This window comes from Desulfosporosinus sp. (genome assembly GCF_014237355.1).
Lineage (GTDB): Bacteria > Bacillota > Desulfitobacteriia > Desulfitobacteriales > Desulfitobacteriaceae > Desulfosporosinus.
In genome coordinates this window covers 55,895-68,410 of record NZ_JABZFS010000081.1, presented here as the reverse complement: position 1 = coordinate 68,410, position 12,516 = coordinate 55,895, and the positions used below count along the sequence as shown (strand labels likewise).

Sequence of the window (12,516 nt, the reverse complement as noted above, 5' to 3'; positions counted from 1 at the left end):
AGAGCCTAAAAATTATGATCTACACGTTAACTTTCCGGGAGGAGGGCCCGTTGATGGTCCTTCAGCTGGGATTGCCATTGCGACAGCCACAATATCCGCAATTCGTCAGCAAAAAATTGATAATTTTTTAGCCATGACGGGTGAACTATCAATCCGTGGACGAGTTAAACCCATTGGCGGCGTTGCAGCAAAGATTGAAGCTGCTAAACAAGCTGGATGCAAGCGAGTTTTAATTCCTAAGGAAAACTGGCAAGAGCGTTTTGCGGATTTAAAGGACGAGATTGAAATCATTACAGTGGAAGAGCTCTCTCAAGTACTCGATACCGCACTTATCCCAGAGATAAAATTAGAGAAAATTGAGACCAGGCCGCCCCTTGAGGAAGTTTTAAATCGTATAGATTTTGGAGCCGTTAATAAGGCGGTAACCAACATTGTTGCTAATTTGCCTGAACAGGGCAAAACATGTTAGAATAGTTCAAGATAAGTTTGGCACACTAGCTGTAGTGTGTCTTTTTTTCACAGGATTTTTTGCAAATGGGGGGATATAAGTTGACAAAAGAACGTGAATTACCATTACTCCCGTTACGTGGGATTCTTGTTTTTCCGTATATGGTTATTCATCTAGACGTAGGCAGAGAACGGTCTATGGCTGCGATAGAAGAAGCCATGCTTGATGATCGAATCATTCTTTTAGCTTCCCAGAAAGAAACAGAGATTGATTCGCCTGATCCCGATGACTTGTATGAAATGGGTACAATTGCAGAAATCAAACAACTCTTAAAACTACCGGGCGGCACGATGCGAGTCCTCGTTGAAGGGATTTCGCGTGGACGAGTCCTTGAATTCATCGAGGAAGATAAATATTTTAGGGTACGAATTGAGGAATTAATAGAAGAAAAGCAACCTATGACTCCTGAATTAGAAACCCTAGTCCGAGGAATGACTCATCAGTTTGAAGAATATGCCAAGCTCGGCAAACGTGTTCCTTTAGAAACCATTGGAACTGTCTTAGCCGTAGAGGAACCAGGACAATTAGCGGATATCGTAGCATCCCACTTGAACCTTAAGGTTCCAGACAAACAAACCATTTTAGAAGCAATGTCAGTCCAATTACGTGTCGAACGATTAACAGAACTGATCATGCGAGAAATCGAACTCTTAGAACTTGAACGGCGGATCGGTCAGCGAGTTCGTAAACAAATGGATAAAGCTCAAAAGGAATACTACCTGCGGGAACAGATGAAAGCAATCCAAAAAGAACTCGGAGATAAAGACGAGCGTCAAGCTGAAGCAGATGAATACCGGGAAAAAGTGGCTAAAGCTAAGTTTCCTAAAGAAGTTGAAGAGAAAGCACTGAAAGAAATAGATCGTTTAGAAAAAATGCCTCCACACTCGGCAGAAGGCACGGTGGTTCGTACTTATCTAGACTGGCTCTTAGTCCTACCTTGGACAAAGACTTCAAGGGATAAAATTGATTTAGTCCGTTCGGAAGAAATCCTGAACGAGGATCACTACGGCTTAGAGAAAATCAAGGAACGAATTCTAGAGTTCTTGGCGATCCGTAAGCTGACACCAAAAATGAAAAGTCCCATTCTTTGCCTAGTGGGACCTCCAGGAGTCGGGAAAACCTCCTTAGCAAAATCCATCTCCCGATCCTTAAACCGCAAATTTGTACGTATGTCCTTAGGTGGACTACGGGATGAAGCTGAAATCAGGGGACATCGCCGTACCTATATCGGTGCTTTACCCGGACGGATTATTCAAGGAATGCGCACGGCAGGAACCCGTAATCCCGTGTTTCTTCTCGATGAAATCGATAAAATGGCCTCGGATTTCCGCGGTGACCCAGCATCAGCTCTCTTAGAGGTTCTAGATCCTGAGCAAAACAGTACCTTTACGGATCACTACCTAGAAGTTCCTTTTGATCTAGCCCAAACCTTATTTGTCTTAACAGCCAATACCTTACACACAATTCCCCGTCCCCTCCTAGATCGGATGGAAGTCATTACCCTAAGTGGGTATACAGAAGATGAAAAGGTCAATATAGCTAGCCGATATCTCGTGCCCAAGCAAATGAAGGCTCATGGGCTTAGCAACGATGTCTTTACCTTGGAAGAGGATGTTCTCTTAAAACTCGTTCAAGGTTATACAAAAGAATCCGGGGTCCGAGGCCTTGAGCGACAAGTAGCCAACCTTTGTCGGAAAATAGCTGTCCGTTGGGTGAAGAAAGAATGGGAACCGCATACTGTGACAGTCGAAGATGTAGAGTCTGCCTTAGGCGCTCCTCGTTATCACTTCCAAGTAGCAGCAAAAGCCCCGGAGATCGGAGCCGTAACAGGACTAGCCTATACTGAAGTCGGCGGAGTAGTTCTTACAGTCGAAGTAACTCCACTGCCCGGAAAAGGGAAGTTAACCTTAACAGGTCAACTAGGAGACGTCATGAAGGAATCCGCGCAAGCTGCCTGGACCTTCATCCGAGCCTATGCCCTGCAACTTGGTATTGAAGAAGACTTTTATGATCGTACCGACCTGCACATCCACGTACCAGAAGGTGCCACACCCAAAGACGGTCCTTCAGCCGGGGTCACCATGGCCACAGCAATGGCCTCAGCTATAGCCAAGCGCGCAGTCCGTCCAGATCTGGCGATGACTGGAGAAATAACCTTACGCGGCAACGTATTACCCATCGGCGGTGTCAAAGAAAAGGTTTTAGCGGCACATAGGGCAGGAATCAAAGTCGTGCTCCTCCCCGAAGAAAATCGCAAGGACTTCGAGGACATCCCGGAAAACGTACGCAAAGTCCTAGAGTTCCACTTTGTCAGCCGAATTGAAGAAGTACTAAAGCTCGCCCTCTTACCCCTAGCTCATTCTGATAAAGTCCCCAAAAATCCACCCTTAAACTCAATGTACGCTCCAAGCGGAATTCCAACCGAGGAACCAAGAACAGAAGAACACCCAAAAACCTGCTAAGGCGAGGGTGGCATTCTGGGGCGAGGGTCGCGTCACACTTGCTCAGCCATGCGCTCGTCGTGACAAACTAGGGCTTTAATCCGTCATGCAAGCGGCAGGATTCCCGGCCAAAGCGACGTCCCTGTCGCATGGCCGGCGGGAAACGTCCCTGTTTCCCGCCCTGCTTGATGCAAGCGGATTAAAGCCGAGTTTGGCTACGACTCCCGCAAAGGCATTCGCGCCGTGTGATCGCGACCCTCTTGGGCTGGAGGACGAAGAGCAAGTATGCAAGTCTTGGAAGCGTCCCCGAACTTGCACGTAACTCTAGAATTGTTCACAGATTTACATAATCGCTTTTGCGTCTAAAGACGCAAACACCTGACAAATCTCTCCGTCATTCCTACCTTCGTCGTCCACAAGCCAGACGAAGTTTCTTAGCTTAAGGAGCACTTTAGCGGAATCGCGTCAATGGACGCAGTCGATAAGGCGTGAAGAAACGCAACGGTTCACATGCAGAAAAACCCAGAGGTTTTGCGTTTTAGCCTTATCGGCAAGGGAATAGCGATGCAGCGTGTGCGACTGGGCTAAGAAACTGAGTCTCGAAAGGAAGAGATACCTTGATAGTCATAAAAAACGCAGAGTATGTTGCATCTGCCGTAAAATATGAGCAATATCCGGTTGACGGATTACCTGAGATAGCCATGGCTGGGCGGTCCAATGTAGGCAAGTCATCCCTGATAAACGCCTTCTTAGGACGGCGTAACCTTGCACGAACTGGAAACACACCCGGAAAGACCCAAACTTTAAATTTCTATAGAGTCAATGATTCCTGGTTCTTCGTTGACCTACCAGGCTATGGCTATGCCAAAGTTGCCAAGACAGTCAATGCCCAATGGGGCCCTATGATGGAACACTATCTCAAAAAGCGGGAGCCTTTGCGAGCGGTTATACAAATTGTCGACATTCGCCATGCGCCGAGTGTTGAAGATATCGAGATGCAAGAGTGGTTACGCACCATGCAAGTTCCAACCATGGTGGTGGCTACCAAAGCCGATAAAATCTCCCGCGGACAGTGGGCTAAACATTTAAAAGTTATAGCAAATGCCCTAGATATTCCAGATGTTTCGCTCATCCTCCCATTTTCGGCTCAGTCAGGGATAGGAAAAACAGAGTTGAATGAAGCAATTGAAGAAATCTTGGGATTAAATCAGGAAGTCTAAAACGTGTCAGGGGGACGGTCCTTTTTGACACGCTAGTGCTTTAACACGAAAAGTCGGAGTTCATTTGATAGAACCAGATAGTTTCATAGTTGGCTGTGATAGAAAGCTTTTTCCGCCAGCCCACAAAAAGGAACCCCCAAATCAGCACTGATTTGGGGGTTCCTTTTTGCGGTTACTTGTCTAACTTCCCGAATCTATTCGAAGGGCTATAACGAATCCAAACCTTACCCTTTATGTTTTGCATCGGTACGAAACCCCAGATGTGGCTATCATTGCTCCCCCGGCGATTGTCCCCTAAGACAAAATATGAATCTTCTGGAACGGTAACAGGATCGTATTGGTAATCAGGTTTGTCTAAAAGATAATCTTCCTCAAGTGCTGCCCCATTGATCAATACCTTTCCATCCTTAACCTGAATTGTCTCTCCGGGTAATCCAATGACTCTTTTGATCAGATCATCTTTTTCGCCAGATTCCGGGGGAGCACGGAATACAACGATGTCTCCTCGTTCAATTCCATTAAATTTAAACATTAGCTTATCAACTAATAATCGATCTTGCAGACGAATCGTTGGTAACATTGAGCCTGTAGGTACAATCCTCGGATCTAAAAGGAACGTTCTAATTACAAATGACAAAATAAATCCTAAGGCTATTATCTCCACCAATTCTATTAGCTTTTTAAGTCGCGCATCCAAACCGTGATCCTCCTCAATACTCCGTTCTTAAGGTTATATTATATATTAGCTCCACAACCGTGTCACGGAGACGGTCCCTTCATGTCAAAGTCTATGTAACGGGGATGGTCCTTTTTGACACGCTTGGCCTTACATCAAATCGTGTCAAAAAGGACCGGACCGTCCCCCTGTCACGCTGTCATAAAAAAATACTCACCCTAGTATAGTTATAAGGCGAGAACTATCTACAAAAAACCTATTGTTGGGGAACCCTCGGGAGATGAAGCAAAAGGAAGGGGGGTAACGGTTGAGAGATATAGGTATGCTTGTTATAAGTTTAGGGATTATCTTAATTGGAGCAGAAGCCTTCACAAATGGAATTGAGTGGCTGGGAAAACGACTTAAACTGGGAGCAGGTGCTGTCGGAAGTATTTTCGCGGCCGTTGGCACAGCTTTGCCTGAAACCATGGTGCCAATTATGGCCATATTAGGCGGAGTGGGGCCGGAAGGAGCGGAAATAGGCATTGGAGCAATTCTAGGTGCCCCGTTTATGTTAGCCACCGTCGCTTTCTTTATTACGGGGTTTGCGGCACTGTTGTTCCGGCGAAAGAATCTTCCTTTGCGTTTGGATGCGAAGGTTGTCAACCACGACCTAAAGTTTTTCCTGATTGTTTATACCGTCGCGATCCTAGCTTCCTTTTTACCAACTGAAACTATGAAAAATGGGGCAGCATTAGCTTTGGTTGCTGCGTATGTAGTTTATGTTTACCAAACTATCCGCGACTGTAAAGATGATTGTACACATGAAAAATTAGCGCCTCTTTATATGGATAGGAGCGCTCGTAACCCGACTACATCCAAAATTTTACTGCAAATAACCTTGGCCTTGGTCGCCATTGTTTTTGGTGCAGATCGCTTTGTCAATGCGGTGCAACCCATCGCAGTAGCCATCGGGGTTCCGGTTTTTGTGCTTTCTTTAATAATCACACCCATTGCCACAGAGCTACCAGAGAAGTTTAATAGTGTACTTTGGATTCGTAAGGGCAAAGATACCCTAGCCATGGGGAATTTGACCGGAGCCATGGTCTTTCAAAGCTCAATAATTCCTGCGATTGGTATTGCTCTTACACCTTGGAAGTTAGATCCCTTGGCCTTGTGGAGCGCGCTTCTCGCCTTAGGAGCAGCGGTTATTCCCTACCTTTCACTGCGTCGTAAAGGGGTGATTCTTCCTAGCACCCTTCTGATTGGAGGGTTCTTTTACCTAGTATTTATTGTAACGATTGTTCGTTTTTCGATCCAGTAAACTCTGCAACAAGCATACCCGTTAGAACTAATCCTGCCCCTAAATATCCTTTAGGGGTCAACAACTCACCCGCAAGGAAGAAAGCAGAAATGGCGGCGAAAACAGGTTCCATGGAAAAAATAAGAGCTGTATGAGTTGAACTGGTAAATTGTTGCATTTTGGTTTGCACAAAGAAAGCCATTGACGTTGCAAGAATGGCGGTAACCAGTAGACCAAACCAGGCAGTTGAACTAAAGACAAGAACAGGTTGAGGCAAAATCAGGGAGAAAAAACCACTTAGAACGCTTACCGTAAGAATTTGTATACTAGCTAAGACTGTAGCATTTGTTTGAGGCGCATAACGTCCAACTAAGAAAATATGTAAGGCAAAGCTTATGGCGCAAAAAAGAATCATAAGGTCACCATTATTAAGCTGAAGGCTATCACCTAGGGAAAGCAAAGCAAGACCCACTAGAGCACATAGGATGCCAAGGATTAAGCTGGGACTAGGGAGTTTTCTTGTCGTTATGGCCACTAAAGCTGGAACAAAGACAATAGAGAGCCCCGTTATAAAACCGGCGTTGGAGGCGGTTGTGTACTGCAAACCGACGGTTTGCCAAGCATAGCCGGAGAAAAGAAAGACCCCTGCCACTACCCCACTGAGTAAAGTTCCTAAGTTAATATGAGCTCTTTGAAACCAGAGAAATGGTAATAAACTCACAAACGCGATGGCAAAACGGATCGCAAGAAATGGGAACGGAGGAAGATCCTCGATAGCCCATTTGACAATGACAAAGGTCGAACCCCAAACAAAGGCAACCAAAAGTAAAGAAAGATCAGCCCAGTGGCTTCTGTTCAGCTTCAAATCCGATAACTTCCTTTCAAAGCAAATAATTCATAGAAAAGTTTGGCTGGCGTCAATCCATAGACGCCGGGGGCAAAGTTGAGTACAAAACAAGGTCGTTGCGTAAGAATACGCAACGACCTTTTCTGATCTAGGACAGAAAGTATGGTTGTGGCACTGGATTACGATAGTACTAGTATAACGGATCAAATTGCAACTGAAAAGAGGGAATAAGCACTAACCTCTTCCTCCTTCGTGAGGCCCTGGTAAATCAATGATTGGCTCTGGCTCATCTATCGGGGTATAAATTGGGGGAGGAGAACATGGCGGTGGAAGTGGACAAGGTGAGCCTCCGCTGCAGTATTGCTCTTTCGCCTGACAGAATAAATGGTAGTGACGTTCTTCGTCCGCGGCCATTTCGTTAAGAATACATTGAATCTCTGGGATCGGGATTTTTTGAGCCAACTCCAGATAATCTCGGTGGCCTCTCGCTTCGTCTTCGATATTAGAATCGAGAAGAGAACATAGGTCGCTGGTATAATTGACATATCGAGATCTCCAATCCACCCAATGCCCACTACTTAAGGAACCGTATTTAGGGTCAACTCCCAGATGACGTAAGGCTAAGGCCAATTTTTCAAGGTGTTGCATCTCATCATAAGCAATGGGTCTCAATAAAGCATCGAATTCCGGGCGGTCTAGGAGCACGGCCTGATAAAGGTAAGTAGTGATTGCCGTTAACTCGGAGTCCTTCCCTGCATAAGCTTCATAGAGCCACATGGCATATGTATAGGTTGGTTCGGGAATTTGAACAGGTGTAGGTCCAACGATTGGTTCACAGGCAGCTGGGAATGGAAGTAATAGAACTTGACCCGCATAAATACGGTCAGGATGCTTCAATTGATTTAGTTGAATGATTTCAGCCATTTGGACGTTATAGGCTTTAGCAATTTTATATATAGTATCTCCTGGATTAACAATATATCGTGCATAGTTCATGAGGATTCCTCCCTTTATACTAGTCAGGGTACAGGGACACTCGGCCATCCATGGCAGCGCATAGGTGCTGCACCTATGCCGATGGCTTTGTGTCAAGCCAAGTATTGTATATGTCATATGACAGTATATTCGATGGCAAAGAGACGTGATAATGGATAATAATGGGGTTAAGATTGGAATGTATTGGACGAGTCTGACGTAGTTATGTATTAAACGATTTATTATAAATATCCTAGCTTAAAATAATTCCTATTAAAGGAGGAGTAAACGTGGGTTCATATGTTTTAAGAGGAATCTCAACGGCCTTACTTGTCACTGTTGTGACTCTTTTTGCCGGTATCTTCGGACGTGCAATGGGCCTTGGGGGACTAAGTGTGTCCCAACTATTGGATATTGGGCTTTTGGCAAGTTGTCTTATAGGCGGATACCGCACAGCTAAAGAGAGCAAGGAATGGTTTATGGGCGGAGTAACTGGAGCTGGTTATGTCATAGTGGGGACGCTGCTGCTTGCCTTATTCCTACCAATCCGGGGCTTAGGCTTTATTCAAGTTCTTATTGAAGGGACGCTTATCGGGCTAGTGGCCGGTGCTTTTGGCGCGGGAAAAAGGGATGTTGTTCCAAGTGGGTGGACCGGAAGACCAAGTCGATCGGCTTATACCCCATCTTATGTAGGATATGACAGGGATGACCAGTTCAGCAGTAATTTCAAATGGGATTCCGAAGAGGATATTACACCAAGAGCAAATCCCTCAAAGCTTCAATGGATTAATAGCTCTGAGGACGAATTCGAAGGAGTCAGAGAAATACAGAAGGATTCTGAAGAGAGCTCAGTTATTAAATGGCCTTGGGACAGGGAGAATGAGTGTAAGACAATTTCCAGGAAAGAGGACCCGGTACCCATGCAAAATGATCTAGTCGTTTGGGATAAAAGCGAGGAGAAAGCAAAACCTTGGTGGGAGCAATAATTATATTTAGAAGATTTTGAATAAGAAGGAGTTTGACCCAGTGGAAGAGAATACTTCAGGAGCAACAAAAATTGGGAGGGATAAAATTGAACTTTTTAGAATTGGTACAGACCCGTCGAAGCCTACGTACTTATTTGGATAAGCCGGTCGAGCCAGAGAAGCTTGAGTATGTATTGGAATGTGCACGATTAGCACCGTCATGGAAAAATATGCAGTGCTGGCGCTTTATTGTGATTGAAGATGCAGCCGGGAGAGCAGCTATGGCTGAAAGCATGGGGGAAAGTAACCCAGGGCGTAAGGCCTTGACCTCAGCTCCCATCGTTATTGTGCTTTGTGCTGTGCCTAAGGAATCGGAAGTATGGGAAGGCAAGGACAATATGATGCTTGATGCCGGGCTTGCCATGGAACATCTAATCCTTGCAGCGACAGAACAGGGCTTGGGAACGTGCTGGCAGGGCTTATTTACGGAGGAAAAGGTACGTGCAGCTTTGAATGTTCCTGAGGATGTTCGAGTTGTGGCTATGACTCCCTTAGGGTATGCTGCCGAGGAGAGGCGCCCGCGCCCGCGTAAAGCTATGCCCGAGATTGCTTTCAAAGGAAAATGGGGTCAGGCATAAGTTAATATCATATTAGAAATGGGGGGCTTTATCTGCTTTTGCAAGTAAAGAGCCTCCTTGTTTTTTTGTTTAGAACCCCATCTTAGAATAAAATTAGCCAAGCAGCATAGACTACGCCTAATCAGATTGAGGATTGGATTAATTTTGTATTTCAAGATGGGGGATTCACTTTGTTATTACAAACCGCCCTGCTTATTATTGCGCTTTCCGTGGCAGGAACGATGATTGCCGCAGGAATAATTTTTTGTGTCGTTTATTTTGTTGGTAAACGTTCCTTTCGAACCATCGTCCAACGGCTTTTCGGTTTAGTTTTCGAAAGATTGCTGCGAGATAAGTATTCTGAGAATCTAATGGAACTTTGGAGTGCAGTACGTCGTACCTCTGTACTCAAAATCCTAGAGATCAGTTTGCGAGCGGAAGAAGGCAAAATCATTCAGCGCCCCTTAGGTTCATCAAAGCCAATGCCCCATTATGATACCCTTATGTTTGTTGCCGGCCAAATGGCACGTCTGCCTAAAGAAGGAACCATTCCAGTCGATATGAAAGTAACCCTCGGTGCCAAAGCAGAGAAACCTCTTCAGATTGATATCCCGCTTATGATCTCCGGCATGAGTTACGGATTGGGCCTTAGCGAAGAGGCTAAACGAGCCCTAGCAAGAGCCTCGAAACAAATGGGGACTGCCACAAATTCCGGCGAGGGGCCATTTTTGCCAGAAGAACGCAATGAGGCCGGAAAATTTATTTGGCAAATTAGTCGAAGCACTTGGGGTCGGAGTCCTGAAGGTATAGCCGCTGCGGATATGCTGGAAGTACAGATGGGTCAGGGGGCAAGGATGGGGTATTATTCTAAAGAACCAAGTAAAGTGAAGGGGAAGGCACAAAAACTAATGGGTATCTCCCCAGTGGAATCCGTCATTACTTCGGCGGTAATCCCAGGAATTCAGACCCCTTGGGATTGGTCAAATTATGTCTCGGATTTGCGTACAGAAGCGGCGGGCAAACCGATTGCCATTAAGATTATGGCTACGGGAGGGCTGGAAAGGGACTTGGCCGTCTGCTTAGAAGCAGATTTTGACGTAATTGTAATCGATGGGGCCCAAGGCGCAGCATCTGGGGCATCCCCGATGATTTGTGATGACATGGGAATTCCCAGCTTGTTAGCCTTAGTTCGGGCGGAACGTTTTTTACGCGAACAAGGGGCTCGTAAAGAAGTAAGTTTAGTGGTTTCAGGAGGATACTCAACTCCCGCAGAATGTCTAAAAGCGATAGCCCTAGGTGCAGATGCAATCTACTTGGGAACCGTTCCGATATTTGCCCTTGTTCATAACCAAATTCAAAAAATTCTTCCCTGGGAACCGTTAACTCAGTTGATTTGGTATGATTCTCCCTATAAACAACGTCTCGATATCTCCTTGGCCACTAAAAGTGTGGCCAATGTTCTAAAATCCATGGCTCTTGAAATGGAAGAGGGTGTACGGGCTCTAGGAAAAACATCATTGTCTGAGCTAGGCCCCAATGATCTCGTGGCCTTAGACGAATGGACCGCCAAAGTGACAGGTGTAAAGCGTGCCTATCCTTGGGAAGATTAGACAGCAAAAAGACAGGTCGAAATGGGGAGGCATTCGAACCTGTCTTCTTAAACTTACACCAGCTGAACTTCAGGGATGATACGTGTCAAAAGGACCGCCCCCCTTGACACGCGAAAGAAACTATGTGACAAACCAGTTTTGACAATATTTATTGTGCCGAGTATAATGTATTCAATAAAAATAATCGAGTCAAACCCAGGGAATGTGAGGAATAGTGACAGATACCGTATAGAGAGAAGGACCATAGCTGGAAGGTCTTTTCGGTAAAGCACTAAGGTCGCACAGGAGGGGCTGAGGGGAATGAAGTACTCTCTGACGGAAAAACCCGTTACGTTTACCAAGTGCTGAGGGAACGAATGTTTTCTCAGAATAAAGGTGGTACCACGGAAGCTTTTCGTCCTTTTGGGATGAAGGGCTTTTTTTGATAGGGAGGAAGTGTCTTAGCCCGTTCGCACTCGTGACATCGCTATTCCCTTGAGGATATGGCTAAAACTCAAAACCTCTGGGCTTTCTGCATGTGAACCGTTGAGTTTCTTCACGCCATATCCTCTGCGCTCATTGACGCGATTCTACTCACATGCTCACTAAGCTAAGAAACTTCCTCTGGCTTTAGGGTCGACGGTTTGGAACGACGGGAGTTGGAATGCTCAGGGAACTGTTTGCGTCTTGACGCAAAAGTGTATGCAAGTTTGGGACGGTTCTGGCTTTCTGGATGTGAACCGTTGAACGTTTCTTCACGCCTTGTCGTCTGCGCTCATTGATTCCCACAAAAGTGCTCCTTAAGCTAAGAAACTTCCTCTGGCTTTGGGGTCGACGGGGTTTGGAACAACGGGAGTTGGAACGCTCAGGGAGCTGTTTGCGTCTTTGACGCAAAAGCGGTGGTTAAGTTTTCGAGTGGAGGACGAATTCTAGTATAAACATAAGAACCGTCCCCGCCTCCGTTCCCCTTCCTATGCCCCAGAGGGTCGCGCTCACACGGCGCGAAGCCTTTGCGTGAGTCGTAGCCAAACTCGGCTTTAATCCGCTTGCATAAAGCAGGGCGGGAAACAGGGATGTTTCCCGCGGGCCATGCGACAGGGTCACCTCCCGCCGTCCTTGGCTCCGGTGACACTTGGCCATCCATGGCCTGCGGATGTCGCTTTGGCCCGGAACCCTGCCCGCTTTCATAACGGATTAAAGCCCTAGTTTGGCACGACGAGCGCATGGCTGAGCATAGTGTGATCGCGACCCTCGCCAGGATGAGAACTTCAATAAACGTCCTCGTACCCCAGAGTTTAGCTATCCCTTTATATCCACGCGAGAGACTAAATAACCACCCTACCCAAACCAATATTAACAATAGCCCGAAAGGAGTTTTAAATATGACAGACAAAAA

General features: G+C 46.1%; 12 protein-coding genes and 1 other annotated feature. Of the genes, 7 read left to right on the top strand and 5 right to left on the bottom strand.

The window, feature by feature from the left end; translation table 11 throughout:
* The 3 genes from HGJ98_RS20635 to yihA all read left to right on the top strand — a co-directional run.
* The coding region (locus HGJ98_RS20635; RefSeq protein ID WP_291353589.1) for a S16 family serine protease at positions 1–469 on the top strand (469 nt) is incomplete at its 5' end.
* Positions 470–549: 80 nt separating this feature from the next.
* Positions 550–2,970 carry an endopeptidase La gene (lon, locus tag HGJ98_RS20630; RefSeq protein WP_291353588.1) on the top strand — a complete coding sequence of 807 codons (2,421 nt, stop codon included), beginning with the start codon at positions 550–552 and terminating at the stop codon, positions 2,968–2,970.
* 596 nt (positions 2,971–3,566) lie between these two features.
* A complete protein-coding gene (gene yihA / locus HGJ98_RS20625) occupies positions 3,567–4,169 on the top strand; it encodes a ribosome biogenesis GTP-binding protein YihA/YsxC (protein WP_291353587.1) in 603 nt (200 codons plus the stop codon).
* Positions 4,170–4,341: 172 nt separating this feature from the next.
* Here yihA and lepB read toward each other — a convergent pair whose 3' ends face one another.
* Entirely contained in the window at positions 4,342–4,866 is a 525-nt protein-coding gene (gene lepB / locus HGJ98_RS20620; RefSeq protein ID WP_291353586.1) for a signal peptidase I, read from the bottom strand.
* Positions 4,867–5,152: 286 nt separating this feature from the next.
* Between lepB and HGJ98_RS20615 the strand changes: the two genes are divergently transcribed.
* On the top strand, positions 5,153–6,148 hold the full coding sequence (locus HGJ98_RS20615; protein WP_291353585.1) for a sodium:calcium antiporter: 996 nt from the start codon (positions 5,153–5,155) through the stop codon (positions 6,146–6,148).
* Here the strand turns inward: HGJ98_RS20615 and HGJ98_RS20610 are convergent.
* Both HGJ98_RS20610 and HGJ98_RS20605 read right to left on the bottom strand, forming a co-directional pair.
* Positions 6,114–6,992, bottom strand: coding sequence for a DMT family transporter (locus HGJ98_RS20610; protein ID WP_291353584.1), 879 nt, complete (start codon positions 6,990–6,992; stop codon positions 6,114–6,116). The genes HGJ98_RS20615 and HGJ98_RS20610 overlap by 35 nt on opposite strands.
* A 216-nt stretch (positions 6,993–7,208) precedes the next feature.
* Positions 7,209–7,970 carry a LysM peptidoglycan-binding domain-containing protein gene (locus tag HGJ98_RS20605; RefSeq protein WP_291353583.1) on the bottom strand — a complete coding sequence of 254 codons (762 nt, stop codon included), beginning with the start codon at positions 7,968–7,970 and terminating at the stop codon, positions 7,209–7,211.
* Between the two features lie 269 nt (positions 7,971–8,239).
* Here HGJ98_RS20605 and HGJ98_RS20600 point away from each other — a divergent pair, with 269 nt between their 5' ends.
* The 3 genes from HGJ98_RS20600 (at position 8,240) to HGJ98_RS20590 (ending at position 11,141) form a co-directional block, all read left to right on the top strand.
* Positions 8,240–8,935, top strand: a complete 696-nt coding sequence (locus HGJ98_RS20600; protein ID WP_291353582.1) for a hypothetical protein — start codon at positions 8,240–8,242, stop codon at positions 8,933–8,935.
* An 86-nt stretch (positions 8,936–9,021) separates the two neighbouring features.
* Positions 9,022–9,552 carry a nitroreductase family protein gene (locus HGJ98_RS20595; protein WP_291353581.1) on the top strand — a complete coding sequence of 177 codons (531 nt, stop codon included), beginning with the start codon at positions 9,022–9,024 and terminating at the stop codon, positions 9,550–9,552.
* Between the two features lie 221 nt (positions 9,553–9,773).
* Positions 9,774–11,141 (top strand): FMN-binding glutamate synthase family protein, encoded by a 1,368-nt coding sequence (locus HGJ98_RS20590; protein WP_291353594.1) that lies wholly within the window; start codon positions 9,774–9,776, stop codon positions 11,139–11,141.
* Positions 11,142–11,330: 189 nt separating this feature from the next.
* Positions 11,331–11,546, top strand: a binding site (T-box leader).
* A gap of 204 nt (positions 11,547–11,750) precedes the next feature.
* On the opposite strand, the gene HGJ98_RS20585 is transcribed toward HGJ98_RS20590, so the two are convergent.
* Both HGJ98_RS20585 and HGJ98_RS20580 read right to left on the bottom strand, forming a co-directional pair.
* Positions 11,751–11,879, bottom strand: a complete 129-nt coding sequence (locus HGJ98_RS20585; protein WP_291353580.1) for a hypothetical protein — start codon at positions 11,877–11,879, stop codon at positions 11,751–11,753.
* Between the two features lie 106 nt (positions 11,880–11,985).
* Complete coding sequence (locus HGJ98_RS20580) at positions 11,986–12,513, bottom strand: hypothetical protein (protein ID WP_291353579.1); 528 nt, start codon at positions 12,511–12,513, stop codon at positions 11,986–11,988.
* Positions 12,514–12,516: the final 3 nt, after the last annotated feature.